Source organism: Yinghuangia soli (assembly GCF_021502675.1).
Taxonomy (GTDB): Bacteria; Actinomycetota; Actinomycetes; order Streptomycetales; family Streptomycetaceae; genus Yinghuangia; species Yinghuangia soli.
The window spans coordinates 150,177-177,081 of sequence record NZ_JAKFHA010000007.1 but is presented as its reverse complement, the minus strand read 5'-3'; the positions used below and the strand labels follow the sequence as shown (position 1 = coordinate 177,081).

24 protein-coding genes and 3 pseudogenes are annotated in these 26,905 nt (G+C 72.4%); 21 read left to right on the top strand and 6 right to left on the bottom strand.

From position 1 onward, the window contains the following. Positions 1 to 420: 420 nt before the first annotated feature. The 5 genes and pseudogenes from LZ495_RS15435 to LZ495_RS15415 all read left to right on the top strand — a co-directional run bounded on the left by LZ495_RS15435 (position 421) and on the right by LZ495_RS15415 (position 6,569). On the top strand, positions 421 to 4,335 hold the full coding sequence (locus LZ495_RS15435; protein ID WP_235052762.1) for a nitrate- and nitrite sensing domain-containing protein: 3,915 nt from the start codon (positions 421 to 423) through the stop codon (positions 4,333 to 4,335). Further along, the gene (locus LZ495_RS15430; protein WP_231778306.1) at positions 4,332 to 4,754 is read left to right on the top strand and encodes a roadblock/LC7 domain-containing protein; all 423 of its coding nucleotides are present in this window, start codon (positions 4,332 to 4,334) and stop codon (positions 4,752 to 4,754) included. The genes LZ495_RS15435 and LZ495_RS15430 overlap by 4 nt, the downstream gene beginning before the upstream one ends. A 44-nt stretch (positions 4,755 to 4,798) precedes the next feature. Further along, positions 4,799 to 5,125: pseudogene (locus tag LZ495_RS15425) on the top strand (DUF742 domain-containing protein); the annotation flags it as partial. Then, the gene (locus LZ495_RS15420; protein WP_235052761.1) at positions 5,106 to 5,699 is read left to right on the top strand and encodes a GTP-binding protein; all 594 of its coding nucleotides are present in this window, start codon (positions 5,106 to 5,108) and stop codon (positions 5,697 to 5,699) included. The pseudogene LZ495_RS15425 and the gene LZ495_RS15420, both read left to right, overlap by 20 nt. A 399-nt stretch (positions 5,700 to 6,098) precedes the next feature. Beyond that, the gene (locus LZ495_RS15415; protein ID WP_235052760.1) at positions 6,099 to 6,569 is read left to right on the top strand and encodes a hypothetical protein; all 471 of its coding nucleotides are present in this window, start codon (positions 6,099 to 6,101) and stop codon (positions 6,567 to 6,569) included. Positions 6,570 to 6,646: 77 nt separating this feature from the next. Here LZ495_RS15415 and LZ495_RS15410 read toward each other — a convergent pair whose 3' ends face one another. Next, complete coding sequence (locus tag LZ495_RS15410; RefSeq protein WP_231778302.1) at positions 6,647 to 7,372, bottom strand: IclR family transcriptional regulator; 726 nt, start codon at positions 7,370 to 7,372, stop codon at positions 6,647 to 6,649. A 164-nt stretch (positions 7,373 to 7,536) separates the two neighbouring features. On the opposite strand from LZ495_RS15410, the gene leuC reads away from it, so the two are divergent. The 4 genes from leuC to LZ495_RS15390 all read left to right on the top strand — a co-directional run bounded on the left by leuC (position 7,537) and on the right by LZ495_RS15390 (position 10,849). Then, entirely contained in the window at positions 7,537 to 8,958 is a 1,422-nt protein-coding gene (leuC, locus tag LZ495_RS15405; RefSeq protein ID WP_235052759.1) for a 3-isopropylmalate dehydratase large subunit, read from the top strand. Positions 8,959 to 8,963: 5 nt separating this feature from the next. Then, the gene (gene leuD / locus LZ495_RS15400) at positions 8,964 to 9,557 is read left to right on the top strand and encodes a 3-isopropylmalate dehydratase small subunit (protein WP_235052758.1); all 594 of its coding nucleotides are present in this window, start codon (positions 8,964 to 8,966) and stop codon (positions 9,555 to 9,557) included. A gap of 284 nt (positions 9,558 to 9,841) precedes the next feature. After that, entirely contained in the window at positions 9,842 to 10,159 is a 318-nt protein-coding gene (locus LZ495_RS15395; protein WP_235052757.1) for an SCO5555 family protein, read from the top strand. A gap of 78 nt (positions 10,160 to 10,237) precedes the next feature. After that, the gene (locus LZ495_RS15390; RefSeq protein WP_235052756.1) at positions 10,238 to 10,849 is read left to right on the top strand and encodes an HU family DNA-binding protein; all 612 of its coding nucleotides are present in this window, start codon (positions 10,238 to 10,240) and stop codon (positions 10,847 to 10,849) included. A gap of 869 nt (positions 10,850 to 11,718) precedes the next feature. Here the strand turns inward: LZ495_RS15390 and LZ495_RS15385 are convergent. Further along, the gene (locus LZ495_RS15385) at positions 11,719 to 11,937 is read right to left on the bottom strand and encodes a cold-shock protein (RefSeq protein WP_235052755.1); all 219 of its coding nucleotides are present in this window, start codon (positions 11,935 to 11,937) and stop codon (positions 11,719 to 11,721) included. Positions 11,938 to 12,030: 93 nt separating this feature from the next. Next, positions 12,031 to 12,729, bottom strand: a complete 699-nt coding sequence (gene cofC, locus LZ495_RS15380; protein WP_235052754.1) for a 2-phospho-L-lactate guanylyltransferase — start codon at positions 12,727 to 12,729, stop codon at positions 12,031 to 12,033. Positions 12,730 to 13,002: 273 nt separating this feature from the next. Here cofC and LZ495_RS15375 point away from each other — a divergent pair, with 273 nt between their 5' ends. The 3 genes from LZ495_RS15375 (at position 13,003) to LZ495_RS15365 (ending at position 16,047) form a co-directional block, all read left to right on the top strand. After that, on the top strand, positions 13,003 to 13,803 hold the full coding sequence (locus LZ495_RS15375) for a lysophospholipid acyltransferase family protein (protein WP_235052753.1): 801 nt from the start codon (positions 13,003 to 13,005) through the stop codon (positions 13,801 to 13,803). Then, entirely contained in the window at positions 13,800 to 14,813 is a 1,014-nt protein-coding gene (locus LZ495_RS15370; protein WP_235052752.1) for an NAD(P)H-dependent glycerol-3-phosphate dehydrogenase, read from the top strand. The genes LZ495_RS15375 and LZ495_RS15370 overlap by 4 nt, the downstream gene beginning before the upstream one ends. A gap of 76 nt (positions 14,814 to 14,889) precedes the next feature. Next, positions 14,890 to 16,047, top strand: a complete 1,158-nt coding sequence (locus LZ495_RS15365; RefSeq protein WP_235052867.1) for a D-alanine--D-alanine ligase family protein — start codon at positions 14,890 to 14,892, stop codon at positions 16,045 to 16,047. A 35-nt stretch (positions 16,048 to 16,082) separates the two neighbouring features. Here the strand turns inward: LZ495_RS15365 and LZ495_RS15360 are convergent, their stop codons facing one another. Both LZ495_RS15360 and LZ495_RS15355 read right to left on the bottom strand, forming a co-directional pair. Beyond that, positions 16,083 to 16,691, bottom strand: coding sequence for a DUF3515 family protein (locus LZ495_RS15360; protein WP_235052751.1), 609 nt, complete (start codon positions 16,689 to 16,691; stop codon positions 16,083 to 16,085). A gap of 70 nt (positions 16,692 to 16,761) precedes the next feature. Beyond that, entirely contained in the window at positions 16,762 to 16,998 is a 237-nt protein-coding gene (locus LZ495_RS15355; protein WP_235052750.1) for an Lrp/AsnC family transcriptional regulator, read from the bottom strand. Positions 16,999 to 17,266: 268 nt separating this feature from the next. On the opposite strand from LZ495_RS15355, the gene LZ495_RS15350 reads away from it, so the two are divergent. Further along, positions 17,267 to 18,211 carry a thiamine-phosphate kinase gene (locus LZ495_RS15350; RefSeq protein WP_235052749.1) on the top strand — a complete coding sequence of 315 codons (945 nt, stop codon included), beginning with the start codon at positions 17,267 to 17,269 and terminating at the stop codon, positions 18,209 to 18,211. A gap of 65 nt (positions 18,212 to 18,276) precedes the next feature. Then, a pseudogene (gene thiD / locus LZ495_RS15345) lies at positions 18,277 to 19,053 on the top strand (bifunctional hydroxymethylpyrimidine kinase/phosphomethylpyrimidine kinase); the annotation flags it as partial. Positions 19,054 to 19,319: 266 nt separating this feature from the next. On the opposite strand, the pseudogene rpmB reads toward thiD, so the two are convergent. After that, positions 19,320 to 19,430: pseudogene (gene rpmB / locus LZ495_RS45435) on the bottom strand (50S ribosomal protein L28); the annotation flags it as partial. A 206-nt stretch (positions 19,431 to 19,636) separates the two neighbouring features. Between rpmB and LZ495_RS15335 the strand changes: the two are divergent. The 7 genes from LZ495_RS15335 (at position 19,637) to rpmF (ending at position 26,894) form a co-directional block, all read left to right on the top strand. Then, positions 19,637 to 21,376 carry a DAK2 domain-containing protein gene (locus tag LZ495_RS15335; protein ID WP_372498574.1) on the top strand — a complete coding sequence of 580 codons (1,740 nt, stop codon included), beginning with the start codon at positions 19,637 to 19,639 and terminating at the stop codon, positions 21,374 to 21,376. Between the two features lie 104 nt (positions 21,377 to 21,480). Next, on the top strand, positions 21,481 to 23,748 hold the full coding sequence (gene recG, locus LZ495_RS15330) for an ATP-dependent DNA helicase RecG (RefSeq protein ID WP_235052747.1): 2,268 nt from the start codon (positions 21,481 to 21,483) through the stop codon (positions 23,746 to 23,748). A 66-nt stretch (positions 23,749 to 23,814) separates the two neighbouring features. After that, positions 23,815 to 24,384 carry a 16S rRNA (guanine(966)-N(2))-methyltransferase RsmD gene (gene rsmD, locus LZ495_RS15325; RefSeq protein WP_235052746.1) on the top strand — a complete coding sequence of 190 codons (570 nt, stop codon included), beginning with the start codon at positions 23,815 to 23,817 and terminating at the stop codon, positions 24,382 to 24,384. A gap of 59 nt (positions 24,385 to 24,443) precedes the next feature. After that, positions 24,444 to 24,926 (top strand): pantetheine-phosphate adenylyltransferase, encoded by a 483-nt coding sequence (gene coaD / locus LZ495_RS15320; protein WP_235052745.1) that lies wholly within the window; start codon positions 24,444 to 24,446, stop codon positions 24,924 to 24,926. Positions 24,927 to 24,986: 60 nt separating this feature from the next. Continuing rightward, a complete protein-coding gene (locus LZ495_RS15315) occupies positions 24,987 to 25,910 on the top strand; it encodes an ATP synthase subunit B family protein (RefSeq protein ID WP_235052744.1) in 924 nt (307 codons plus the stop codon). Between the two features lie 292 nt (positions 25,911 to 26,202). Next, positions 26,203 to 26,718: a YceD family protein gene (locus LZ495_RS15310; protein WP_235052743.1), complete on the top strand. Its 516-nt coding sequence runs from the start codon at positions 26,203 to 26,205 to the stop codon at positions 26,716 to 26,718. A 2-nt stretch (positions 26,719 to 26,720) separates the two neighbouring features. Then, the gene (rpmF, locus tag LZ495_RS15305) at positions 26,721 to 26,894 is read left to right on the top strand and encodes a 50S ribosomal protein L32 (RefSeq protein WP_235052742.1); all 174 of its coding nucleotides are present in this window, start codon (positions 26,721 to 26,723) and stop codon (positions 26,892 to 26,894) included. The last annotated feature ends 11 nt before the right edge of the window (positions 26,895 to 26,905 follow it).

The following is a 26,905-nucleotide window of genomic DNA, read 5'->3' as shown; positions in this document are numbered from 1 at the left end:
CGATGCCGAGGATTGCCGAAGTTATACGCACGGTACTGTTGCAGGTGCACGGAGTAATCGGGTTCCCAGGCGAACCTGTGATGTTCACCTCTATGGATTCCCGTCAAACCTGGGTCCTTTTGTCCGAATACGACCGGTAATAACGGGTCAAGATCGGGCGAACGGATTGTCTCGCCCAGTTCTCCGCTATCAGCATTTTTCCGGACCCCGCTATCTTGTTGCGGCCCTTGGGCTGTGCTGAAATGCCTGCGACCACGGGGGTGGTTCCCAAGCGCGGTCCCGTCCGGGATCTCCGCACACAAGCCTCGCCGATCCTGGCGGGTCAACGACTGGTCACAAGAGGTTGCGAAGCTAGTGCAGGGACGTCGGAAGAGGCAGCAGGACTCCGCGGAAGCCCCGGCCGCTGTCGGGCCCGCAGACATGCGCCCACCCCAGGAACTCACCGCCAGTCGAGCCCCCGCGGCTCCTTCGCGGTTGAAACTGCTGTTCTCCATCAAGAACTGGCGCATCCGCACGCGCATCACCGCGCTGCTGCTGCTGCCGGTCGTCGTCGCAGCGCTGCTCGGCGGCCTGCGCATCCAGTCCTCGGTCGACAAGACCCGGGAGATGGACGTCGTGCAGAAGGCCGGCGACGTCATCGACCAGTCGACGACGCTCGTGGCCGTCCTCGAGGAGGAGCGCGACAACACCGCGCCGATCCTGACCAAGGAACCCGGTGCCAAGGGGAACCAGACGGTCCAGGACTACTACAAGCGCACGAACGACCAGTACGAGCGCTTCCGCGCCGCGGTCGCCAAGATGGACCTGGAAGACCTGCCGCTCATCAAGGCGACGGTCAACACGATCGAGAGCCGGATGGCCGCGCTCGGGTCGGTCCGCAAGGACGCGTACTCGAGCATGCCGTTCATCACGATCAAGCAGTACCAGGACATCATCGAGAACCTGCTGGCGATCAATCGCCAGGCGCCCGAGATCACCCGCGACCCCAACCTGATCCAGGGGGCCCGCGCACTCGGCCTGTTCGGTGAGCTCAAGGCGTACGCCTCCGCGCAGCGCGCGGCCGGTGCGGCCTACGGCTCCAGGTCGGCCGACGTCTTCCCGGACGCTCCCGAGGGCTTCAAGGCCCTCAACGCCGGCGAGGGCGACGCGATCCGCGCGTTCAAGAGCATCGCGCCCGAGGAACTCGTCAAGGCGTACGAGGAAGCCACCCGGGTCAGCAAGAGCGGCGACGTCGCGGCGTACTTCCTCCAGATGCGCGACGCCATGGTCACCACCGACGCCGCCGGCAAGAGCAGCAACAGCCCGCTGGCGAAGGGCATGCCGGACTTCAGCGCCGAAGCCTGGTGGAAGATGTCGTCCGGCAAGCTCGTGGCGCTGATGTCGCTCGAGACCACCATGGGCGACCTGCTCCTCGGCAAGGCCGACGAACTGCGCGACGAGGCCCGCAAGGAAGCCTTGATCAACACGATCCTCGTCGTCGCGGCGCTGCTCTTCACCATCATCCTCGGTGTCATCGTGGCGCGTTCGCTGGTGCGCTCGCTGAACACGCTGCGCCGCAGCGCCCTGGAGATCGCCGAGCAGCGGCTGCCCGAGACGGTCCGCCGCCTCTCCGAATCCGAACCGGGAGACGTCGACCTCACCGTCGAACCCATCTCGGTGCACTCCCGCGACGAGGTCGGCCAGGTGGCCCGCGCGTTCGACGCGGTGCACGCCGAAGCGGTCCGCCTCGCGGCCGAACAGGCCCTCCTGCGCGGCAACGTCAACTCGATGTTCGTCAACCTGTCGCGCCGCAGCCAGAGCCTGATCCAGCGCCAGCTCGCGCTCATCTCCGACCTGGAGAACCGCGAGGCCGACCCGGACCAGCTGGCGAACCTGTTCAAGCTGGACCACCTCGCGACCCGCATGCGCCGCAACGGCGAGAACCTCCTGGTCCTCGCCGGCGAGGAGCCGGGCCGCCGCTGGACCCGCCCGGTCCCGCTGGTCGACGTCCTCCGCGCCGCGGCGTCCGAGGTGGAGCAGTACGAGCGCGTCGAGCTCGGCGCGCTGCCCACCACGGACATCGCCGGCCGCGCGGTCAACGACCTCGTCCACCTGCTGGCCGAGCTGCTGGAGAACTCCACGACGTTCTCCAGCCCGCACACCAAGGTCCGCGTCACCGGCCACATCCTCCCGGACGGCCGCGCGCTGATCGAGATCCACGACAACGGCATCGGCCTGACCGGTGACGACCTGGCGGACGCCAACCAGCGCCTGGCCAGGCCGCCCGTCGTCGACGTCTCCATATCCCGGCGCATGGGCCTCTTCGTGGTCGGCCGCCTGTCGACCCGGCACGGCATCCGCGTCCAGCTCCGCCCCGGCGACGGCGGCGGCACGACCGCACTGGTCATGCTGCCCATCGAGCTGATCCAGGGCGACCGCCCGGGCGGCAACTGGGACAAGAACAGCGGCCGTCCGGCCGTGGCGCCGGGCTGGGAGCCCGACGCGCTGACCTCGTCCCAGGAGATGCAGGCGCTGCCCGCCGCCGCGGCCGGTCCGCAGCGGCCGGGTCCGGACGCGGGCCGCAGCGAGCCCCCGCGCCCGCTGCCGCAGCGCGGCGCCCCGCAGGTGCCCGCGCAGCCCGGCGCGTACGAGCCCGCCTCGGCCTTCGCCGAGGGGCCCGCGACGCACGACACCCCGTTCCCCGGCACGCCGTTCCCGGCCCAGTCGGACGCCGACAACCCGTTCGCGCCGGTGTCCCCGCAGTCCCCCCGCGGACTGGACGACGCCCGCCCGGCGGGCGGCGGCACCGCGCAGTTCCCGTCGCCGTTCGGCGCCCCGGAGCCGCAGCCGGAGCAGCCGCTCTACGACCGGCCGCAGTACGACCAGACGCAGGTGCAGCCGGTCCAGGCCGACTACGCCGCGCCGCAGACCGGCGGCTTCGGCCGGCCGGACTACGAACAGCCGTACCAGCAGCCGCGCTTCGACCAGGAGCCGGCCGAGCACAGCGGCAACGACCGCGGCGCCGGCCTGCCCCGTCGCGGTGGTGACACCGGCGCCCAGCCGGCCGTCGACCCGCAGCGCGCCACCGCGTGGTCGGGGCCGGAGTACGACAGCCTGTCGCCGGTCGCCCCGCCCGCGCAGGTGCCCGCCTACGAGGCCCCGCAGCGCCGCCCCGAGCCGGGCGACAACGGCGGCGTCCGCCCGCAGTCCGGCGACGCGCTGCCCGCGCTGCGCCAGCCGGGCATGCCGGAGCGCCGGCAGCCCGCGGACGGCCGCGCCGCGCAGCAGGACCCCCGGGCCCTGTACCGCGACGGCGGCCAGCCGGGTCAGGCGGGCCAGCCCGGCCAGCAGGGCCAGACCGGCCAGTTCGCCCGGCCCGACCAGGGCCGCCCGGCGCCGCAGGGCCAGTTCGGCCAGGCGCAGCCGGTGCGTGCCCAGGGCCTGCCGGCCGCGCCGCAGGCACCGCAGCCGCTCCGCCAGGCGCCCCAGCAGCTGCCCCAGGCACGCCAGTTGGCCGCGCAGCCCGAGCCGGTCGACGCGCTCGACGCCCCCGCGCTGCCGATGGCGGCCGAGGACGAGCGCTCGCCGATCTTCGAGACGCTCGAGTCCGACTGGTTCCACCGCCGGACCGGCCGCGGCGGCCGCATGCGCGCCGCCCAGGTCCGCACCTCGCGGCCGGGTGCCGAGGACTACGCGGAGGCGCCCGACGCCCTCGCGTCGCCCGCCGCGCCCGACCCGCAGACCCTCGACCGGCGGTCGCCGGCGGCCACCAACCCGCCGCTTCCGCAGCGCGCTCCGGAGCAGGCGCCCCAGCAGGCGTCGCTGCCCCGCCGCTCGCACGCCGGTCCGGCCGCACCGGCCGAGACGCAGGGCATCCCGCAGCAGCCGCTGCGCCAGGCGGCGCACGCCGCCCCGGCGGAGCCGCTGACGCAGCCTGCCGCGCAGCCGGGTCGGCCGGCCGCGGAGCAGGCCCCGTCCGGCTGGTACTCGGCCGGCGACGAGGGCTGGCGGGCGGCCGAGGCCGCACGCGAGCCCGCCTCGGGCGGAACGACCGGTGCGGGTCTGCCGCGCCGCGTCCCGCGCGCCAACCTGGTGCCGGGCGGGGTCGGGGGCAACGCGCCCCAGGCCGCCGGACCGGTCCCGGGTGCCCGCACCGGCGGGCCCGCCGCACCGTCCGCACCGGGCACCCCCGGTGGCGCGGCGCCGGTTCCGCCGCCGGGCGCTCCCGGACTGTCGCGTACCCCCGACGACGTCCGCGGCCGACTGACCAACTTCCGCCGGGGCATTCAGCAGGGTCGCACTGCCGGGGGAATGGCCCCCCAGCCTCGTGACGAGAACAACCAGGAGCAGGCATGACTGAGTTGAGCCAGGCCGCGCAGAACCTGAACTGGCTGATCACGAACTTCGTGGACAACACCCCCGGTGTCTCCCACACGGTCGTGGTCTCCGCGGACGGCCTGCTGCTCGCCCTGTCCGAGGGGTTCCCCCGGGACCGCGCGGACCAGCTCGCCGCGGTGGCGTCCGGGCTGACCAGCCTGACCCAGGGTGCGTCCCGGATCTTCGAGGGCGGGCACGTCACCCAGACGGTGGTCGAGATGGAACGGGGCTTCCTGTTCATCATGTCGATCTCCGACGGGTCCTCGCTGGCCGTACTGGCCTCGCCGGAGTGCGACATCGGCCTCATCGGCTACGAGATGGCGCTGCTGGTCGACCGGGCCGGCACCGTGCTGACCCCGGCCCTGCGCGCAGAACTCCAAGGTGCCTTGCCGCGATGACGCATCCGGAGATGTCCGATCACGGGGACCAGGACTTCCACGAGACCCTGGTACGCCCGTATGCCATGACGGGTGGACGGACCAGGCCGCGCTACCAGCTTGCGCTGGAGGCGCTGGTCACCACCACGCCCCAGGTGGCGAACCCACCTGGCCTGCTGCCCGAGCACCAGCGCATCTGCGATCTGTGCCGGCAGGTCAAGTCGGTCGCCGAGATTTCGGCCCTGATCTCCATCCCCCTCGGCGTGGCCCGCGTACTGGTCGCGGACCTCGCCGAGGCCGGACTCGTGGTCATTCATCAGCCGGGGAACGACCAGGGGCAGCCGGACGTGACGCTGCTCGAAAGGGTGCTCAGTGGACTTCGCAAGCTCTAGCCCGGGACCGGTCCCGGCGCCGCGGTCCTCCACGACCTCCGCGAAGATCGTCGTCGCCGGCGGCTTCGGCGTGGGCAAGACGACGCTGGTGGGAGCGGTCTCCGAGATCGCCCCGCTGCGCACGGAGGCGGTCATGACCTCCGCGAGCCAGGGCATCGACGACATCGCGGCAACCCCCGACAAGGGGACCACGACGGTCGCGATGGACTTCGGCCGTATCACCTTGGACGAGGACCTGATCCTGTACCTGTTCGGTACGCCGGGTCAGCACCGGTTCTGGTTCATGTGGGACGACCTGGTGCGCGGCGCCATCGGCGCGGTGGTCATCGTGGACACGCGGCGCCTGGCGGACTGCTTCCCCGCTATCGATTACTTCGAGAACAGCGGATTGCCGTTCATCATCGCGCTGAACTGCTGGGACGGTGTGCAGACGCACCACGCGGACGACGTCCGCGAGGCGCTGCAGATCGGTCCCGAGACGCCGATCGTCAGCTGCGACGCGCGGCGCCGCGAATCGGCCAAGTCGACGCTCATCACGCTCGTCGAGCACGCGCTGATGGCCCGCCTGCGGTAATCGGCGGAGACAGTGGATCGGGCGGACTCTCCGGAGTCCGCCCGATTTCCGTTTTCTGGGCTTTCCGGGGTGTCCGGACCGTTCCGCCGACGGCATTTGCGGTGGAATTCCCGGCCGCTGGGCCTGCTGCGCACGCCGTTCCGGGTCTCGTCCGGGCGGCGCCGGGATGTTGTCAGAGGGACAAGTTTCACAGCTTGGTGACAACGTCCGCGGTGGCCGACCCCGGAACCCCCATGCGAACCCGGGCGTTGCTACTGTCGGGTCGACAGATTCCGTTGCCCAATCGAGATGCGGCCGATCATGGGCGCGGCCGCGGGCATGGCGGACCGAGATGGGGGTTCGGTGGACGACAACAGGCGGCGCGCGGCGCAGGCCTCGCGTGAGCCGGTGGTTGAGGGCATGACCCACACGGGGCTGCCGCGGCGCATGCCGCAGGCGAATCTGGTCCCGGGTGCCGCCGTCGACGCCGTACCGGGGCTCGTCCCCGGTCTTCCCATGGGCTTGTCGCGCGATCCGAAGGACGTGCGGAGCCGGCTCGACAGCTTCGTCCACGGAATCGAACAAGGCCGAGCCGGAGCGGAAGCACCGCTTCCGGCGGTCCCGCCCAACCCCATGACCGCGCCGAGTCCGCTGCCCACCGCGCCGGTCGGGAACCCGGTCGTGAACAAGCCGGCGCCGGCCGCCGCAGGCGAGTCGCGCAAGCCCGCGAAGGACGCGGCGAAGAGCATTCCGGCGGCCCGCCGCCCGGCCGGCGAGCGGCCCGCGAAGCCGGTCCGCAAGGGCGCCGCCAAGCCGCCCGCGAAGTCCGCGCCGGAGGCTGCCGACGAGCAGTGGGGCGACGGCTGGAAGACCTTCCGCCCCGGCGGCTGAGCGGTCACTTGACCGCTACGTGACCATCTCGTTACCCGGCGCGCGCCCTCCGCGGAGGACGCGCGCCGGTGGCGTTCTCAGACGTCGACCTGCGCCTTGCGCAGCGCGTCGGACAGCTTGGCCGCGGCTTCCATGACGGCCTGCGCGTGCAGGCGGCCCGGGTGCCGGGTCAGGCGCTCGATCGGCCCGGAGACGGACACCGCGGCCACCACGCGGTTGCTCGGGCCGCGGACCGCCGCGGAGACCGAGGCCACGCCCGGCTCGCGCTCGCCGATGCTCTGCGCCCAGCCGCGCCGGCGCACGCCGGACAGCGTGGTGGCGGTGAACCGGGCGCCCTGCAGGCCGCGGTGCAGCCGCTCGGGCTCCTCCCAGGCCAGCAGGCACTGGGCGGCCGAGCCGGCCTTCATGGGCAGCGTGCTGCCCACCGGCACGGTGTCCCGGAGGCCGGAGAGGCGCTCGGCGGCCGCCACGCAGACGCGCATGTCGCCCTGGCGGCGGTAGAGCTGCGCGCTCTCGCCGGTGACGTCGCGCAGATGCGCGAGGACCGGGTGCGCGGCGGCCAGCAGGCGGTCCTCGCCCGCGGCCGCGGCGAGCTCGGCCAGGCGCGGTCCGAGGACGAAGCGCCCCTGCATGTCGCGGGCCACCAGGCGGTGGTGTTCCAGCGCCACGGCGAGGCGGTGGGCAGTGGGTCGGGCCAGTCCGGTCGTGGCGACAAGCCCCGCCAGCGTCGCGGGCCCCGCTTCGAGCGCGGCCAGCACGACAGCGGCCTTGTCGAGCACGCCGACTCCGCTAGAGTTGTCCATGCTCTGATATTGCCGTCTCAGATGACGAGACGCAAGTCCGTATCGGACGGTCTTGGTGGCAGAGTTCGAACCGCGGGGCCAGGTGCTGCGGGTGGGCAGCGCGCAGAGCTCCCGCGGAATACGACACAGGAAAGTCGGCAACGACGCCGACCGGAGGGACAGCGATGGGACGGACACTCGCAGAGAAGGTCTGGGACGCACACGTCGTGCGTCGTGCTGAAGGTGAGCCCGACCTGCTCTACATCGACCTGCACCTGCTGCACGAGGTGACCAGCCCGCAGGCCTTCGACGGCCTCCGCCAGGCCGGCCGCCCGGTCCGCCGGACCGATCTCACGATCGCGACCGAGGACCACAACACCCCCACCCTCGACATCGACAAGCCCATCGCGGACCCGGTGTCCCGTGTGCAGCTGGAGACCCTGCGGCGCAACGCCGCGGAGTTCGGCGTGCGCATCCACTCGCTCGGCGACGTCGAGCAGGGCGTCGTGCACGTCGTCGGACCGCAGTTGGGCCTGACCCAGCCCGGCATGACCGTGGTGTGCGGCGACAGCCACACCTCGACGCACGGCGCGTTCGGCGCGCTGGCGTTCGGCATCGGCACCAGCCAGGTCGAGCACGTGCTGGCCACCCAGACGCTGCCCCTGGCGCCGTTCAAGACCATGGCGATCACGGTCAACGGCGAACTGCCCGCCGCGGTCACGGCCAAGGACCTGATCCTCGCCGTCATCGCCAAGATCGGCACCGGCGGCGGCCAGGGCTACGTCATCGAGTACCGCGGCGAAGCGATCCGGAACCTCTCGATGGAGGGCCGGATGACCGTCTGCAACATGTCCATCGAGGCGGGCGCCCGGGCCGGCATGATCGCCCCGGACGACACGACGTTCGCGTACCTGAAGGGCCGCGACCACGCGCCCCAGGGCGCCGACTGGGACGCCGCGGTCGAGTACTGGTCCTCGCTGAAGACCGACGAGGACGCCGCGTTCGACCACGAGGTGGTCATCGAGGCCGCCGAGCTCACGCCGTTCGTCACCTGGGGCACCAACCCGGGCCAGGGCGCGCCGCTCTCCGCGAAGGTGCCGGACCCGGCCTCGTTCGCCGACCCGTCCGAGCGCAACGCCGCCGAAAAGGCCCTGGAGTACATGGGCCTGACCGCCGGCCAGCCGCTGCGCGACATCAAGGTCGACACCGTCTTCATCGGCTCGTGCACGAACGGCCGCATGGAGGACCTGCGTGCGGTCGCCGACATCCTGCGCGGCCGCAAGGTCGCCGACGGCGTGCGCATGCTGGTCGTCCCGGGCTCGGTCCGGGTCTCCATCGAGGCCGTCAGCGAAGGCCTGGACAAGGTGTTCACCGACGCCGGCGCCGAATGGCGTTACGCGGGCTGCTCGATGTGCCTGGGCATGAACCCGGACCAGCTGGCCCCGGGCGAGCGCAGCGCCTCGACGTCCAACCGCAACTTCGAAGGCCGGCAGGGCAAGGGCGGGCGCACCCACCTCGTCTCGCCCCAGGTGGCCGCCGCCACGGCGGTCCTGGGCCACCTGGCCGCCCCCGCCGACCTCGACGCCGCCGTGCCCGCAGGAGTCTGATCGCCATGGAACCGTTCACCACGCACACCGGTACGGCCATCCCGCTGCGCCGCAGCAATGTCGACACCGACCAGATCATCCCGGCGCACTGGCTCAAGAAGGTCACCAAGACCGGCTTCGAGGACGGGCTGTTCGAGGCCTGGCGCAAGGACCCGGAGTTCGTCTTCAACGAGCCGGCCCGGCAGGGCGCCTCGGTCCTGGTCGCCGGACCGGACTTCGGCACCGGCTCGTCCCGCGAGCACGCCGTCTGGGCGCTGCAGAACTACGGCTTCAAGGCCGTCATCTCCTCGCGCTTCGCGGACATCTTCCGCGGCAACTCGCTGAAGGGCGGCCTGCTGACGGTCGTCCTCCCGCAGGAGACCGTGGACGCCCTGTGGGCGCTGACCGAGGCCGACCCGGCCGTCGAGGTCACCGTCGACCTGGTCGAGCGGCAGGTCCGAGCGGGCGATGTGGTCGCCGACTTCGAGATCGACGACTACACCCGCTGGCGGCTGCTGGAGGGTCTGGACGACATCGGACTGACCCTGCGGCACGAGGAAGACGTCACCGCGTTCGAGGCCGGCCGGCCGTCCTGGCTGCCCCGCACGCAGAGCGTCTGAGCCCCTTCGAGCGGCTCTCCGGACGGGTCTTCGGGCAGGTCCGAGCCCTGCCGGGCGGGCCTTCCGGCACGCAAAATCCGGCCACTGCGGGAGCAACCCGGAGGTAGGCCAACTGCCTTGCGGAAGCGGGGGGGGGGGGCCGCCCACCCCCGGCGGGCCCCCCCGGGTTGGCGCCCCCGGTGCGTGCGGGCGGCGGCGGACCCCCCCCCCCCCCCCCCGCTTCCGGCTTTTCCCGGACGGGGCAAGAGGGTTCCCCCGATCCGGCTCAACAGGCTCATTGTCGGATGAGCTGTCACAATCACGGTGTGGAGCAAGCACAGCATCCAGACAGCCCTGACGAAGTCGGGCTATACGCCGAACTCGCCACCCGGTTGAAGGAGGCGCATGCACGGGTGCGTAAGCTCGACATACCGGACGGCGCGAAAGTGGCGCTGGTACGCCGCCTCCTGGTCGTCACCGATGCCGCAAAGCACGATCTGGCGGACGCCGCACGGCGTCTGACCAAGCTCATGGAGGAGCTCGACGAGGATGCCGCGGGAGCCGCGGACACCGCCGAGATCTGTAATCCGTTGCGACACAAGGGTGATTCGTCCGTTCGGTAATTGCTTCAGCACAATTGGGCGCTTAGCGTGCCCAATGCCGGACTATCTGATACGGCATCGGTTTTCGAAGGGGAAGACGTGAACAAGGCTCAGCTTGTCGAGGCGGTCCAGGACCGACTGGGTGGCCGTGCGGCCGCCGCAGACGCGGTGGACGCCGTCCTCGACGCCATCATCCGCGCGGTCGCGGGCGGAGACCGCGTGTCCATCACGGGGTTCGGCTCGTTCGAGAAGGTCGAGCGCGCCGCCCGCTACGCACGCAACCCGCAGACCGGTGAGCGCGTCCGGGTCAAGAAGACCGCGATCCCGCGCTTCCGTCCCGGCCAGGGCTTCAAGGACCTGACCTCGGGCACCAAGAAGATGCCGAAGTCGGGCAGCGCGGCCGCCAAGGCCAGCCCGACCCCGCGTCCCAGCAGCGCCAAGCCGGCCCGCAAGACCGCGGCGAAGGCCACCACCCGCGCGGCTGCCGCGAAGAAGACGACGGCTGCCGCCGCGAAGCCGGCCGCGACCCGCAAGACGGCTGCTGCCGCCAAGCCGGCCGCGACCCGCAAGACGGCCGCCGCGAAGAAGGCGACGCCGGCGAAGAAGGCCACGGCCACCGCCAAGAAGGTCGCGGCGAAGCCCGCCGCCAAGAAGACCGTGGCGAAGAAGACCACGGCCAAGAAGACGGCGACCAAGCGCGCCGCCAAGTAACACCACCGCGCCAAAGCCGACGCGGATCCCGACCCGAGGTCCTGCAGCACCGGGATCCCCATCGGTCCCCGGCGACGGTCCGAAGCACGGACCGGACCCGAGCCGGAACTGCGGCAAAGCGCGACGGGCCGGACCCTCCCCGAGGGTCCGGCCCGTCGCGCGTTCCGGCCCGGGAGGGGGAGAACTCCCGCTTCAGGCCTGCGGGAAGCCGAGGGCACGCCGCCGCCCGCCACGCCCGCCACAGGGGCCGCGGCGGCCGCGGCAGGCGGTTCCGGCCCACCCGGGGCGACCGCGAGACCCCGACCGGGACCCGGTGGCCCGCAGTGCGGCTCGTCGCTCGACCGGCCCGCGGATCCGGTCCGGTACCGAGGGGTTCACCGATCGACGGCTTACTCCGGTTGCGCCACATGGGTGTTCGTGGGCCCCGGCAGGAGTGAAGCTTGCGCTCCGCGGAGACACGGTGCGGGACCCGCGCGTTCGCGGCCCGGCCGGGCCGCGCACCGGTCCGGGAGCCGATTTCCCGGTCTGGAGCGGCCGTACGAGCCCCGGTGCGGGCGGATATGGTCTGCTGGCGCACATGCGGTGCCGCACAGGGCCGTGCGGGGCCGCCAGGCCCCTCAGGCGCGTTGCGGCCGTACGGGTGCTCTTTCGTACGGCGCAGGGCCCGCGCAGTCGGAATGAACCCTGCGCGGGGGCAAGGGAACTGGCGTCGGAACCCGCCGGTTTCCCGTATCTGCACCGGAGTTCGCCCTGCGCGGCGCCGATCCACCGGCCTAGGCGGCGACTTCGGTTGTCCACGCGCTGATTTTCCCCGTGCCAGGGCCTGTTCGGTCCCGGTGCCGCCGAGCAGGCTTAGGCCGTACGGGTGTTCACACGAACGGGTCGGAGAGTGTGGCGATGGTCAGGAAGACCGCGGCCCGTTCCGGTCCTTCGCCCTCGACCTTGAGGCGTACGCGTTGGCCCGGACGCAGCAGCCGCAGCCCCGACGCGTCGAACGCCGAAGCGGGATAGGCCAGCGCGGTGCCGTCGTCGAGCAGCACGGTGCCGGAGCGCGTCGCGGCGTCGAAAGTGTGCACGGTTCCCTGCATGCCCCGAGCGTAGCCGCCGCAGGCTGCAGACCCGCCCCGCAGCGCCCCCGCAGCGCCCCCGCAGCGTCCTCGGCCCGCGGCGGCCGCCGGCGCTCAGCAGCCTGCGGTCAGCAGCGGCAGGACCGCCCAGGTGCGCGGACCCACGCCCAGTTCGACCGCCCGGGCCAGGTCCGCACCAGTGTCCACGTCGCGGCGTACCGAGTCGACGTCGGCCGGCCCGAGTTCATACGCCCCCGAAGCGCGGTGCCGGGCGCGCGAGGCGCCCCCGAAGCCCGGGGCCAGCGCGATGCCCGGCGCGGCGGCCAGGAGGGTCGTGCCGATGCCCGCCGCATCGGCGAGGAACGCCCGGCGGTGGGCGCCCGCTTCGGCCAGCACCCGGTCCAACTCCTCGGGGCGCAGGGCCGGCAGGTCGGCGGACAGCGCGGCGATCCCGGCACCGGGGCGGCGCCGCGCGGCATGCACCGCGCCGTGCTCCAGCGCCCGGTTGAGGCCGCCGCCCACATCGCCGACGGTCTCCGCACCCGCGGCCCGCACCGCGGCGCGGACCGCCGCATCGTCGGTGACCACGAGCACGCCGTCCACCCGGGAGCAGGCGAGCGCCGCGCTCACGGTGTCGACCGCGAAGGCGAGCGCGAGCTCTCCGCGGTGCTCGCCGGTGGCCGGCGCCAGCCGGCTCTTCGCCAGCGGCAGCGGCTTCACCGGGACGACCAGCTGCCAGCGGCGCGCTGCGGGCGGGACGACGGGAAGTCCGGGCCGGGCCGCGAGGCCGGGGATCACACGGGGTTCCCGCATTGCCGTTCCCTGCCCTTTCCGCGCTCCGGCGGCGCCTGCCCGGGGCCGCCCACCGGCAGTGATCCGGAGTGCGCCGGTCCGGTGGACGAGCGCCTTTCTCGACATTGCGACGATTCACACGGGAAACTACGGAGGTCGACCGGGGCCCGGGGGTATCGCCCGGGTGAGATCACACCATGGTGTTCCCTTGTACATAATCGGCATCCGCTCAGCCCGGGCGCCGATTGTGTGAGCAGGGACACGGCGCAACACGACTCAGGAGGCTCGCTACTGATGGCCCGCAGAAGGATCGGCTTCTGGTACCGCGTCGTGGTCGTGGTGGTCAAACCCCTTCTCCTGCTGTTCACGAAGCGGGAATGGCGCGGCATGGAGCACATCCCGGCCGAGGGCGGTTTCGTCACCGCGGTCAACCACATCAGTTACGTCGATCCTCTGACGTACGCGCATTTCCAGTACGACTCGGGCCGTGAGGCGCACTTCCTGGCCAAGTCCTCGCTGTTCAAGATCCCCGTCGTCGGGCGCATCATCAAGGGCGCCGGCCAGATCCCCGTGTACCGCGACTCCGCGGACGCCGCGCTGGCCTTCAGGGCGGCCGTGGAGGCGGTGGAACGCGGCGACTGCGTGGCGGTCTACCCCGAGGGCACGATCACCCGCGACAAGGCCATGTGGCCGATGCCGGGCAAGACCGGCGCGGCGCGCATCGCGCTCAGCACCGGCGCCCCGGTCATCCCGGTCGCGCAGTGGGGCGCGCAGGACATCCTCCCGCCGTACGGCAAGCGCCCGAAGCTGCTGCCCCGCAAGAAGATCAAGGTGCTCGCCGGACCGCCGGTCGACCTCGACGAGTTCCGCGGCCGCGAGATGACCGCCGAGGTCCTGCGCGGCGCCACCGACCGCATCATGGACGCGGTCACCGAACTCCTCGTCAAGCTGCGCGACGAGCCCGCGCCGCCGCGCGAGCAGCGCCGCAAGGGCAAGGCCGCGGCTGCGAACGGCACCGAGAACGGCACCGAAGGCACCACCGGCGGCAGCGCCGCGGCGGACGGCGGCAAGCCCGTCGAGGACGGCGCCGCATGACGCGCTGCGCGGTGTTCGGCACCGGCTCGTGGGGGACCGCGTTCGCGATGGTGCTGGCCGATGCCGGCTCCGAGGTCACGTTGTGGGGCCGCCGCCCCGAACTCGTCGAGGCGATCGACGCCCGGCACGAGAACCCCGACTACTTCCCCGGCGTACGCCTGCCGGACTCGATCTCGGCGACCACCGACCCGGCCAAGGCCGCCGAGGGCGCCGACTTCGTGGTGCTCGCGGTGCCGTCCCAGACGCTGCGCGCCAACCTCACCGCCTGGGCCCCGCTGCTGCCGCCCGACGCCGTCCTGGTCAGCCTCATGAAGGGCATCGAACTGGGCAGCGCCAAGCGGATGAGCGAGGTCATCGGCGAGGTCGCCGGCCTCGGCGCGGACCGCGTCGCGGTGGTCAGCGGCCCCAACCTGGCCCGCGAGATCGCCGCCCGGCTGCCCGCCGCCAGCGTGGTCGCGTGCGCCGACGAGGACGTCGCGCGGCGGCTCCAGGCCGCCTGCATGGCGCCGTACTTCCGCCCGTACACCAACACCGACGTGGTCGGCTGCGAGTTGGGCGGCACCGTCAAGAACGTGATCGGACTGGCCGCGGGCGTCGCGGACGGCATGGAACTCGGCGACAACGCCAAGGCCTCGCTCATCACCCGCGGCCTGGCCGAGACTTCCCGGCTGGGCGCCGCGATGGGCGCCGACCTGCACACGTTCGCCGGCCTCGCCGGGCTCGGCGACCTGGTCGCGACCTGCACGTCGACGCTGTCCCGCAACCACACCTTCGGGGTCAACCTCGGCCGCGGCATGACGATGGCCGAGGCCACCGCGGCGGTGCGGCAGACCACCGAGGGCGTGAAGTCCTGCGTGGCCGTGCAGGATCTGGCCCGGCGGCACGGCGTCGAGATGCCGATCGTCGACACCGTGGTGTCGATCGTGCAGGACGGGAAGTCGCCGTACCTGTGCATGAAGGAGCTCATGTCGCGCTCCGCCAAGCCCGAGCGGTACGACGTCGACGGCTGACCCGCGGCCCGCATCCCCGCGATCGAACACGTGTGGCTATAGGGTTTTCGACACCATGGAAGACGCAGACGACGCAATGAACGACGTGAACCACATCCCTGCCGCTCCCGCGGCCCCCGACACGCGGCCCCGCGTCGCGGTGGTCTTCGGCGGGCGCAGCTCGGAGCACGCGATCTCCTGTGTCACCGCGGGCAGCGTGCTGGCCGCGATCGACCGCGCCAAGTACGACGTGCTGCCCCTCGGCATCACCCAGGACGGCCGCTGGGCCCTGGTCGCGGACGCCGCCGAGCGCCTCGCGATCGGCCCGTCCGGCGACCTGCCCGACGTCGAGGGCATCGCCGAGCCGGGCGGCTCGGTGGTGCTGGCCGCCGACCCGACGCAGCGCGAGATCACCGTCGTGGCGCAGGGCGAGGTGGCCAAGCTGCTCGGCGAGGTCGACGTCGTCTTCCCGCTGCTGCACGGCCCGTACGGCGAGGACGGCACCATCCAGGGGCTCCTCGAACTGGCCGGCGTGCCCTACGTGGGATCCGGCGTGCTGGCCAGCGCGGTCAGCATGGACAAGGAGTACATGAAGCGGGTCTTCGAGGGCTTCGGCCTTCCGGTGGGCCCGTACGTGACGATCCGGCCGCGCGACTGGGAGCGCGACCCGCAGACCTCGCGCGACGCCGTCGCGGCGCTCGGCTTCCCGGTGTTCGTCAAGCCCGCCCGGGCCGGTTCGAGCATGGGCATCACCAAGGTGCACCGCATCGAGGACCTCGACGCGGCGGTCGAGGAAGCCCGCACGCACGACCCCAAGGTCATCGTCGAGGGCATGCTGCGCGGCCGCGAGATCGAGTGCGGCGTGCTGGAGTTCGAGGACGGCCCGCGGGCCAGCCTGCCCGCCGAGATCCGGGTCGGCGGCGGCCACGAGTTCTACGACTTCGCCGCGAAGTACCTGCCGGACAACGGCACCGAGCTCGACGTGCCGGCCAAGCTGACCGGCGCCGAGACCGGCGAGGCGCAGCGCCTCGCGGTGGCCGCCTTCGAGGCGCTGTCCTGCGAAGGCCTGGCCCGGGTGGACTTCTTCCTGCTCGAGGACGGCTCGTACGTCATCAACGAGGTCAACACGATGCCGGGCTTCACGCCGGTCTCGATGTACCCGCAGATGTGGAAGGCCACCGGGGTCGACTACCCCGCACTGGTCGACCGCCTCGTGCAGGCCGCGCTCGGCCGTACCAACAGCCTGCTGCGCTGAGGCTTTTCGCCCCCCGGCCCGGTGCGGGCCGGGGGTCAGCCCTCGCCCATGGTGGCCGGCACGGTGCGCTTGAGCGGCTCCGCGAACGCGGTCAGCACGCCGGGCGCCTGGTTGAACGACGCGGGGACCGTCACCTCGACGTTGACCTCGCGGTGCAGCGTGGTGAACCGGACGCCCTTGCCCTCGCCGAGGAACGTGAAGGTCCAGTCGACGCCGTTCACCCCGGCGGTGTTCTGCGCGGGATCGTAGTTCGGGTCGTCCGGCCGCAGCGAGACCGGCTTGGGCACCCCGCAGCGCAGCACCACGGCCGGGTCGCCCCACGCCGCGGTCAGGTCGGAGGCGGGCACCGTCTTGCGGGACTTGTTGCCCAGCACGTCGGACGGCAGCTGCCGGTCCAGTTCGCGGCACATCGCCTCGATCTTCCCGCGGACCTCCTCGGGCGGCTGCGGCAGCTTGACCCGGGCCGGGTCGTCGCCGTCCAGGGCCGCCACCAGGGTCAGCAGCAGACCGCCCGCGACCACCGCGGCCGGCAGGCCGTAGCGCAGCAGGCGGGACTTGCGCGGGGCGCCCGGGCCGGGCGCCGCCGCCTCGGCGGGCGCGGCCGCGCGCACCGGACCGGAGGCGGGGGAATCGGAGTCGGTCACGGACCGATCCTAGGGACCGGGGGAGCCGGCCCGGGCATCGGGGCGGGGCGCGGCGAGCGCTCCGGACGCGTCAGGCGAGGTGCACCACCGGGCAGGTGAGGGTCCGCGTGATGCCTTCGACGCGCTGGACCTGGGCGACCACGAGACGGCCCAGTTCGTCGACGTCGGCGGCCTCGGCGCGCACGATCACGTCGTACGGCCCGGTCACGTCCTCGGCTGCGGTGATGCCGGGCAGTTCCGCGATCGCCCGGGCCACTGCCTCTGCCCGACCGACCTCGGTCTGGATCAGGATGTATGCCTGTACCACCAGGGCCTCCCGGCACGCCAGGATCGAGGGGACCTTCCGGAGCCGCCACCGTACCGTGCGCGCACGGACGCGGCGGATGCAACCATTGTCGACCGCGCGACCGCGCACGACCACATGGCTGCCGCGCCCGCATCATCCTGACAACATGCATGACCGGAACATGACCGGTATTCGCCGGAAACTGGACACGGTCGGCAGATCCGGCACATTCGACAGTTTCGACGGACTCGACAGTCCCGACGGATTCGACAGAACAGGGGCGCACCGCATGAGTGGGACGCTGGGGGATCTCGGCGAGTTCGGACTCATCGGCGCGCTCACCGAACGCGTGCCGGTCGGCCCGCACGTGCCGCTCGGTCCCGGCGACGACGCGGCCGTGGTCGCGGCGCCCGACGGCCGCGTGGTGGCCACCACCGACCTGCTGGTCGAAGGCCGGCACTTCCGCCGCGACTGGTCCACCGCGTACGACGTGGGCCGCAAGGCGGCCGCCCAGAACCTCGCCGACGTCGCCGCGATGGGCGCCCGCCCCACGGCGCTCCTGATCGGCCTCGTGGGCCCCGCGGAGCTCCCGGTGGCCTGGGCGCTCGAACTGTACGACGGGCTGCGCGACGAGTGCGCCGTGGTGGACGCCGGGGTCGCGGGCGGCGACGTGGTGCGCGGCAGCGCGATCATGATCTCCATCACCGCACTCGGCGACCTCGAAGGCCGCCCCCCGGTCACCCGCTCCGGCGCGCGGCCCGGCGACGTCGTGGCGGTGGCCGGCTGGCTCGGCTGGTCCGCGGCCGGGCTCGCGATCCTCAGCCACGGGCACCGCAACCCGCGCGCGTTCGTCGAGGCGCACCGGCGCCCCGAGCCCCCGTATGCCGCGGGTCCGGCGGCCGCCAAGCTGGGCGCCACCGCGATGCTCGACGTCAGCGACGGCCTGATCAGCGACCTCGGCCACCTGGCCCGGGCCTCCGGAGTCCGCGTCGAGCTGTCCGGCGAGCTGTTCGACATCCCCGCGCAGATGCGCGACGTCGGGCGCGCCCTCGGCGCCGACCCCCTGCAGTGGGTGCTCACCGGCGGCGAGGACCACGCGCTGGTCGCGACCTTCCCGGCCGGCACGCCGCTGACCGCGCGCTGGCGCGTGGTCGGGCGGGTGACGGAGGGGCGCGGGGTGACCGTGGACGGCGAGGAATGGTCCGGCACGGGCGGCTGGGACCACTTCGGCTGATCCGGACGGGTGGCTGCCGGGGCGGGGCCGCGATGCCGTACGAGCCGGTCGATAAGCTGACAAGCATGGTGCAGACTCCCGCCCGCGTGCTCACGATCGCCGGCTCCGACTCCGGCGGCGGCGCCGGCATCCAGGCCGACCTGAAGACGATGCTCGCGCTCGGCGTGCACGGCATGAGCGTCGTGGCGGCCGTCACCGCGCAGAACTCGCTCGGCGTGCAGGGCTACTGGGAGCTGCCCGCGGACGCGGTCCGCGCGCAGTTCCGCAGCGTCGTCGACGACATCGGCGTGCAGGCGGTCAAGACCGGCATGCTGGCCTCGCCGGTGCTCGTCGAGACGGTCGCCGAACTCCTGGCCGCGCTGCCGCAGCCGGTGGTCGTCGACCCGGTCTCGGTGTCCAAGCACGGCGACCCGCTGCTGGCCGAGGAGGCCCTCGACGCAGTGCGCGGCAAGCTCCTGCCGGCCGCGACCGTGGTGACCCCCAACCTCTACGAGGTCCAGCAGCTCACCGGGCTCGAGGTCCGCGAAGAGGCCGACATGCGCAAGGCCGCCGACGCCATGCTCGCGTTCGGCCCGGAGTGGGTGCTGGTCAAGGGCGGCCACCTCGCCGGCGAGGCCGCCGACCTGCTCTTCGACGGCTCGCGCGAGTACTGGTTCCGCAGCGAGCGGTACGACAACCGGCACACCCACGGCACCGGCTGCACGCTGGCCAGCGCGATCGCGTCGTACCTGGCCCTGGGCCGGGACGTGCCGCGCGCGGTGGGCCTGGCCAAGGAGTACGTCACCGGCGCGATCCGCGAGGGCTTCCCGCTCGGCGCCGGGATCGGCCCGGTCGACCACGGGGGGCAGTCCGGGGTCTCACCCCCCCCCTACTGCCGAATTGGCCGTGGGCCCCTGCAGTGCAGGGGCCATCGCCATATTCACGCCGGGTACGGAACCTGCACGGCGACATTCGCAACGCCGGCGACGTCCGTCCAGGAACGCCGAACAGCCGGGCCGCCTTTCGGTGGCCCGGCTGTTCGATCAAGCTCAGGTCAGCGGGTAACCTTGCCCGCCTTGATGCACGAGGTGCAAGCGTTCAGGCGCTTCGGCGTGCCGCCCTGCACCGTGCGAACCGTCTGGATGTTCGGGTTCCAGCGACGGCGGGTGCGGCGGTGCGAGTGCGAGATGTTGTTGCCGAAACCCGGCCCCTTGCCGCAGACGTCGCAGTTGGCAGCCACGGGAGACACTCCAAAGACGATAAGGATTTGCGCGTACGTTCACGTGCCGGCAGGTGCCAGGCAACCGAGGAAGAGTAACCGACGAGCAGGGCCGGATGCCAATCCGCGATGCGAACGCATCCCTGGCAGCCTGAAGTCCGACAGTCGACCCGACCAAAACGACGGCAGGCGGCTGAACTCGTCACGCTTCACCATCAGAGTAGCGCATGGGTACGCACGTCCTCCGGGGCCCCGGTCCGGATACGCTGCCTGCACGATGCGCAGGGCGGCAGCGCCCTTACGGAGAACGGCGAGGTGGGGCGTTGCTGGGTGAGCTGGACGCTCCGGCGGTCCGCCGCTGGTGCCGGGCCGGGCTACAGCAGATGGGGCGCGCCCGCGAGGAGATCGACGCCCTCAACGTGTACCCGGTCCCCGACGGCGACACCGGCACCAACCTCTTCCTCACCCTCGAAGCCGGCACCGCCGAGATCGAGGCGCTGTTCGGGCGCGAGAACACCGCCGAGGGCCCCGGCCTGCCGGAGACCATCCGCGCCCTCGCGCACGGCGCGCTCATGGGCGCCCGCGGCAATTCCGGGGTGATCCTCAGCCAGCTGCTGCGCGGCATGGCCGACCAGATCGAGGCCGAGTACCAGGAAGCGGTTGCCGAGGGCGTCGAGCGTGCCGGCGGCCCGGTCCTGCGCCGCGCGCTGCGCCGGGCCGCGGACGGCGCGTACGAAGCCGTCTCCCGGCCCGTCGAAGGCACCATGCTCACCGTCGCCCGGGCCGCCGCGGTCGGCACCGAAGAGGCCGGCGACGACCTGACCGCGGTCGTGCGGGCCGCGGCCGCCGCCGCCCGCGAGGCGCTTGCGCGCACCCCCGAGCAGCTGGACGTCCTGCGCCGGGCCGGCGTGGTCGACGCCGGCGGCCGCGGGCTGTGCGTGCTCTACGACGCGCTCGTCTCCGTCGTCACCGGCGAACGCCCCGCGTCCGCACCGCGCACGCATGTCCCCGTCCCGCTGCGCTTCGTCCCGGACACCGTGCCGGACGACGAGCCGCAGGCCCCCGCGTTCGAGGTCATCTACCTCCTCGACGCCCCCGACGAGGCGATCCCGCCGCTGCGCGACCGGCTCGACGTCCTCGGCGACTCGCTCGTGGTGGTCGGCGGCGAAGGCCTGTGGAACGTCCACGTGCACGTCGACGACGCCGGCGCCGCGGTCGAGGCCGGCGTCGAGGCCGGGCGCCCGCACCGCATCCGCATCACCCACCTCGCGGTCGCGGACGCCGTGCACCGCGAGCCGCCCGCGACCGGCCGCGCGATCGTCGCGGTCGTCCAAGGCGACGGCCTGGCCGCACTGTTCACCGAGGCGGGCGCGCACATCATCGAGGCCGGGCCGGGCCGCGCCCCGTCCACCGGCGCCCTGGTCGAGGCGATCCGGGCCACCGGCGCCCGCGAGGTCGTCCTGCTGCCGAACGACGCGGACGGCCACGCGGTCGCCGCGGTCGCCGCCGAGCAGGCCCACGCCTTCGGCCTCCGGGTCCAGGTCGTCCCGACCAAGGCCGCGGTCCAGGGCATCGCGGCACTGGCCGTGCACGAACCCGGCCGCCGCTTCGACCAGGACGTGGTCGGCATGACCTCGGCGGCCGGTGCGACCCGCTACGGCGCGCTGACCACCGCCACTCGCGAGGCGTGGACGATGGCCGGCGTCTGCCAGGCCGGCGACGTGCTCGGCATCATCGACGGCGACATCGCGGTCATCGGCCAGGACCTCGCCGAGACCGGCAAGACCGTCCTGGACCGCATGCTCGCGGGCGGCGGCGAACTCGTCACCCTGGTCACCGGCGCCCAGCTCGACCAGACCGTCGCGGATTCCCTGGTCGGCGCGATGCGCGTGGGCCGCCCCGAGGTCGACGCGGTCGTCTACACCGGCGGCCAGTCCCTCTACCCGCTCCTCATCGGCGTCGAATAGCTCCCCCGGCAGCCCTCCCGGCCCGAATGCGCCGCACTGTCCGCCCCGCCCGGTAGCGTCGGCGGTATCTCCGTCGCCGGCCAGTCAGGGAGAACGTCCGCGCCATGTCCCGCCTCGATGAACCGCTGGCCAAACTGGTCGGGGACCGGACCGCGAAGGTGCTGGCCAAGTCCCTCTCCCTCGACACCGTCGGGGACTTGCTGCGGCACTACCCGCGCCGGTACGCGGAGCGCGGCCGCCTCACCGACCTCACGCGCCTCGAAGTCGACGAGCACATCACCGTCATGGCCGAGATCGCCAAGGTCACCGCCCGGCAGTTCCGCAACCGCCGCGGCAACCTCCTCGAAGTCGTCATCACCGACGGCCGCGGCAACCTCAAACTGACCTTCTTCAACCAGGCCTGGCGCGAACGCGAACTGCGCCCCGGTATGCGCGGCCTCTTCGCCGGCAAGGTCGCCCGCTTCCGCGACGAGTTCCAACTCAACCAGCCCGACTACCAGTTGATGGACCAGGATGACGAGGACGGCGACGGCGTCGCCAAGCTGTTCGCGGGCGCCCTCATCCCGGTCTACCCGGCCGCCGCCGCGATGCCGTCCTGGAAGCTCGCCCAGTGCGCCCAAGTCGCCCTCGACACCCTCGGCGAAGTGGGCGACCCCCTCCCCCCGGAGCTCCTCGAAAAACGCGGCATGCCAGGCCTGCGCCAGGCCCTGCAGTGGATCCACCGGCCGTCCTCCTGGGGCGAGGTCACCGCCGCCAAGGACCGCCTCAAATGGGACGAGGCCTTCGTCCTCCAGGTCGCCCTCGCCCAGCGCCGCCGCGCCGCCGAATCCCAGACCGCCGTCCCCCGCCGTGCCTCCGACGACGGCCTCCTCACCGCCTTCGACGCCCGCCTCCCCTTCACCCTCACCGAAGGCCAGGTCAAGGTAGGCGCCGAAATCGCCGAAGACCTCGCCGCCGACCACCCCATGCACCGCCTCCTCCAAGGCGAGGTCGGATCGGGCAAGACGATGATCGCCTTGCGGGCGATGTTGACGGTGGTGGATGCCGGGGGGCAGGCGGCGATGTTGGCGCCTACTGAGGTGCTTGCCCAGCAGCATCATCGGTCGATTGTGGAGATGCTCGGGCCGCTGGCGGAGGGGCCGGGGATGTTGGGCGGGTCCGAGGTGGGGACCAAGGTGACGCTGCTGACCGGGTCGATGGGGGTGCCGGCGCGGCGGGCTGCGCTGCTGGACCTGGTGACCGGCGAGGCCGGGATCGTCATCGGGACGCATGCGCTGATCGAGGACAAGGTGAAGTTCCACGACCTCGGGCTGGTCGTGGTGGACGAGCAGCACCGGTTCGGGGTGGAGCAGCGGGACGCGCTGCGCGGGAAGGCCGAGCGGCCGCCGCACCTGCTGGTCATGACCGCGACGCCGATCCCGCGGACCGTGGCGATGACGGTGTTCGGCGACCTGGAGACCTCGGTGCTGGACCAACTGCCGTCCGGACGCTCGCCGATCGCGACGCATGTGGTGCCCGCGCGGGAGAAGCCGAACTTCCTGGACCGGGCCTGGGAGCGGCTGCGCGAGGAGGTCGGCAAGGGCCACCAGGCCTATGTGGTGTGCCCGCGGATCGGGGACGAAGAGGACGATCCGAAGAAGAAAAAGGGGAAGGGCAAGGCGAAGAAGGCGGCGGACGATGCCGATCTGCCGCCGGAGGCGTACTTGGACGACCCGGACGACATGGGGGCGGACGCAGAAGGCGGCGGCGAGGAGAAGCGGCCGCCGCTGGCGGTGCTCGACGTCGCCGCGGGGCTGCAGGCCGGGCCCCTCAAGGGGCTGCGCATCGGCATTCTGCACGGCCGCATGGCGCCGGACGCCAAGGACGACATCATGCGCCGCTTCGGAGCGGGCGAGGTGGACGTCCTCGTGGCGACCACGGTCATCGAGGTCGGCGTCAACGTCCCGAACGCCACGGTCATGGTGATCATGGACGCCGAGCGGTTCGGCGTCTCGCAGCTGCACCAGCTGCGCGGCCGCGTCGGCCGCGGCAGCGCGCCCGGGCTGTGCCTGCTGGTCAGCGACATGCCCGCGGCGACGTCGGCGCGCGAGCGGCTGGACGCGGTCGCGGCCACGCTCGACGGCTTCGAGCTGTCCCGCATCGACCTCGAACAGCGCCGCGAAGGCGACGTGCTGGGCGATGCGCAGTCCGGCAGCCGCTCGTCGCTGCGCATGCTCGCGGTGGTCCGGGACGAGGACGTCATCGTGGCGGCCCGCGACGAGGCCGCCGAGATCGTGGCCCGCGACCCGGAGTTGGCCGCGCACCCCGAGCTGCGCAGTGCGCTGGCGAGCCTCCTGGACGAGGACCGTGCGGAGTACCTCGACAAGGGCTGACCGGCCCGCGGCAAGTAGCGTGGTCCCCATGAACGCACAGCCGACGCCCGGCCCCGGGGCCCGCCGATGACGCGCGTGATCGGCGGGGCGGCCGGCGGCCGCCGCCTTTCCGTCCCGCCCGGCGAGGGCACCCGGCCGACCTCGGACCGGGCCCGCGAAGGGCTGTTCTCGACCCTGGTGTCGCTGCGCCGCAGCCTGCACGGCGCGCGCGTGCTCGACCTGTTCGCCGGATCCGGCGCGGTCGGCCTGGAGGCCCTGTCGCGCGGCGCCGCGCACGCCCTGCTGGTCGAGGCGGACGCGGGCGCGGTGAAGGTCGTGCGGGCGAACGTGGCGGCGCTTGCGCTGCCCGGTGCCGAGGTGCGCGCCGCGCGCGCCGAGCGGCTGGCCGCCGAACCGGCCCCGCCCGAGCCGTACGACGTGGTCTTCCTCGACCCGCCGTACGTCCTGCCGGATGCCGACGTCGCCGCGCTGCTGACCGCGCTCCGGGAGAACGGCTGGCTGACCGCGGACGCACTCGTCACCGCCGAGCGGGCCACCCGCGGCGGCGTGTTCGCCTGGCCGCCCGGATTCGAGGAGATCAGGTCCCGTAAATACGGCGAGGCGACCCTCTGGTACGGTCGCGCCGCGCGCTCATGACGTGGCTCGGCACGAGCCCAGAGGGAGCCTCAAGTACCCGCGATCGAGGGGAAGAACCCGTGCGTCGAGTCGTCTGCCCCGGGTCGTTCGACCCGGTCACCAACGGGCATCTGGACATCATCGGCCGGGCGTCCACCCTGTATGACGAGGTGTACGTCGCGATCGGCTTCAACCGCACCAAGCGGTCCGGCCTGTTCGACGTCGACGAGCGCGTCGAGATGATCGAGGAAGTCACCGCGCACTACGGCAACGTCAAGGTCGAGGCCTTCGAAGGCCTGCTGGTCGACTTCTGCCGGCGCCGCGACATCCCGGCCATCATCAAGGGCCTTCGTGCGGTCACCGACTTCGACTACGAGCTCCAGATGGCCCAGATGAACTACGGTCTGACCGAGGTCGAGACTCTGTTCGTGGCCACGAACCCGCTTTACAGCTTCCTCTCGTCGAGCCTCATCAAGGAGGTCGCGACGTACGGCGGCGATGTGTCCGGACTGGTCCCGCCGACCGTGCTGCGCCGTCTCACCGAACGGTTGGCCGACAAGTAGCGCGGTTTCTGCTCGTACGCTGTGGTGTCGGCCCCGGCATCTGGAGAGAGAGCAACGCCCGTGGACGTATCGCCCAAACTCGACGAGCTGATCGCTCTGGTCGAAAGCGCCCGCTCGATGCCGATGTCGGCCTCCTGCGTGGTGAACCGGGCCGAGGTCGTCGCCCGCCTGGAAGAGGTCAAGAACCTCCTGCCCGAGGAGATGAACGAGGCGCGGCGCATCATCGGCGACCGCGACGCGGTCCTCGAGGAGAGCCGCCGCGAGGCCGAGCGCGTGGTCTCCGGGGCGCGCGAGGAGCGCGGTGCGCTCATCGCCGACACGGACGTGGCCCGCGAGGCGTACGCGGAGGCCGAGCGCATCCTGACCGGGGCACGCCTGGAGGCGGAGCGCATCCGCGGCGAGGCCGACGACTACGTCGACCAGAAGCTCGCCAACTTCGAGGTCGTCCTCACCAAGACCCTGTCCGCGGTCGGCCGCGGCCGCGACAAGATGCGCGGCCGCAAGGCGATCGACGACCTGGGCGAGTACCTCAAGGCGCAGGACGAGGCCGGGGGCACCGGCCAGCACCAGGTCGGCAGCCTGCAGGCCCGGCTGGACGCCGAGGAGGGCGACGCGCCCTTCCTGGGCCAGGCCGCTGCGGTCCCGGCCCAGCAGGGCTACCCCGAGCAGCCCGGATACGCGCCCGCCGCGCAGCAGGTGCCGCAGCCGCAGCAGGGCTACTACGACAACGGCTACGGCCAGCCGCAGCAGCCGGTCTACGACCAGGGCGGCTACGAGTCCGGCGGCTACGAGATCCCGCAGTACCAGCAGCAGGCCCCGTACGGCCAGCCCGGGCAGCCCGGTCAGCACACCCAGGGCGGCGTGCCGCAGCAGGGTGGACACGTGCAGCAGCGGTACGATGCGGCGCTCGACGAGACGAGCTTCTTCGACACCAGCCTGATCGACGTCCGGCAGTTCAATCCGGACGGCCGCCAAGGCGGCTGACAAGCTCCGCGACATCCGGCCTGACCTGCACGTTCCTCGGAGACGAGGACGGGCGGGGCCGGGCGGTCCGGGGCCGTTTGGGGCCCCGGGCCGTAGTTGCGATAGTCTTGTGGACCGGCCCTGCTCGGGATGCCAGAAACACAGGCGACCCCGGGGCCGACAATTATGACCGCCGCACCTCCTTCGTTCCCGGGGGAGGTGGCACCGCATGAGGTAGGACGCTCTGGACCGCTTGGACCCCCGCAACCCGCTCGTCGTGGACACACGCGAGCTGGGCCGTCGGCCTGGGTCCATGCGCAAGGCGTCCCTCGACGTGCCGGCCCCGGCGGACATGAAGATCGAGGTGATCGGCGTCCCCGAAGGTGCGCCGCTCGAGCTGGACCTCCGGCTCGAAGCGGTCATGGAAGGGGTGTTGGTCTCCGGCGTCGCCGAAGTGCCGCTGGCCGGTGAGTGCGCACGGTGTCTGGAGCCGCTCGAGCGAGAGCTCACGGTGGAGTTCCAGGAGCTGTACGTCTACCCGGACAGCGAAGCGGAGGAAGACGACGCTCCCCGGCTCGTGGGCGACTTGTTCGACCTGGAGCCGGTGCTGCGCGACGCGGTGGTGCTCGCACTTCCGCTCGCGCCGGTGTGCCGTGAGGACTGCGGCGGGTTGTGCCTCCAGTGCGGGGTCCTGCTCGACGAACATCCGGGGCATTCCCACGACAGCGCCGACCCCCGGTGGGCGGCCTTGCAGGGCATCTTCGGCGGATCGACTGCCGAAGCCGACGACAACGGCGCCAGTGGCGCCGATGAGAACCAGGAGAAGTAGCCGTGGCTGTTCCGAAGCGGAAGATGTCGCGCAGCAACACCCGCCACCGCCGCAGCAACTGGAAGGCCGTCGCGCCCAACCTGGTGACCTGCGACAGCTGCCGTCAGCCCAAGCTGGCCCACATCGCCTGCCCGACCTGCGGCACCTACAACCGCCGCCAGGTCCTCGAGGTCTGAACCCCGGGTAG

Bases quoted from the DNA above. Each gene is read 5' to 3' on its own strand.
- LZ495_RS15375 (WP_235052753.1), top strand. From the start codon at position 13,003: ATGGCCCGCAGAAGGATCGGCTTCTGGTACCGCGTCGTGGTCGTGGTG.
- LZ495_RS15310 (WP_235052743.1), top strand. From the start codon at position 26,203: ATGCGCAAGGCGTCCCTCGACGTGCCGGCCCCGGCGGACATGAAGATC.
- LZ495_RS15350 (WP_235052749.1), top strand. From the start codon at position 17,267: ATGAGTGGGACGCTGGGGGATCTCGGCGAGTTCGGACTCATCGGCGCG.
- LZ495_RS15365 (WP_235052867.1), top strand. From the start codon at position 14,890: ATGAACGACGTGAACCACATCCCTGCCGCTCCCGCGGCCCCCGACACG.
- LZ495_RS15385 (WP_235052755.1), bottom strand. From the start codon at position 11,937: ATGCAGGGAACCGTGCACACTTTCGACGCCGCGACGCGCTCCGGCACC.
- cofC (WP_235052754.1), bottom strand. From the start codon at position 12,729: ATGCGGGAACCCCGTGTGATCCCCGGCCTCGCGGCCCGGCCCGGACTT.
- LZ495_RS15370 (WP_235052752.1), top strand. From the start codon at position 13,800: ATGACGCGCTGCGCGGTGTTCGGCACCGGCTCGTGGGGGACCGCGTTC.
- LZ495_RS15415 (WP_235052760.1), top strand. From the start codon at position 6,099: ATGACCCACACGGGGCTGCCGCGGCGCATGCCGCAGGCGAATCTGGTC.
- rsmD (WP_235052746.1), top strand. From the start codon at position 23,815: ATGACGCGCGTGATCGGCGGGGCGGCCGGCGGCCGCCGCCTTTCCGTC.
- LZ495_RS15410 (WP_231778302.1), bottom strand. From the start codon at position 7,372: ATGGACAACTCTAGCGGAGTCGGCGTGCTCGACAAGGCCGCTGTCGTG.
- leuD (WP_235052758.1), top strand. From the start codon at position 8,964: ATGGAACCGTTCACCACGCACACCGGTACGGCCATCCCGCTGCGCCGC.
- LZ495_RS15395 (WP_235052757.1), top strand. From the start codon at position 9,842: ATGAGCTGTCACAATCACGGTGTGGAGCAAGCACAGCATCCAGACAGC.
- LZ495_RS15435 (WP_235052762.1), top strand. From the start codon at position 421: ATGCGCCCACCCCAGGAACTCACCGCCAGTCGAGCCCCCGCGGCTCCT.
- recG (WP_235052747.1), top strand. From the start codon at position 21,481: ATGTCCCGCCTCGATGAACCGCTGGCCAAACTGGTCGGGGACCGGACC.
- LZ495_RS15430 (WP_231778306.1), top strand. From the start codon at position 4,332: ATGACTGAGTTGAGCCAGGCCGCGCAGAACCTGAACTGGCTGATCACG.
- leuC (WP_235052759.1), top strand. From the start codon at position 7,537: ATGGGACGGACACTCGCAGAGAAGGTCTGGGACGCACACGTCGTGCGT.
- LZ495_RS15335 (WP_372498574.1), top strand. From the start codon at position 19,637: ATGGGTACGCACGTCCTCCGGGGCCCCGGTCCGGATACGCTGCCTGCA.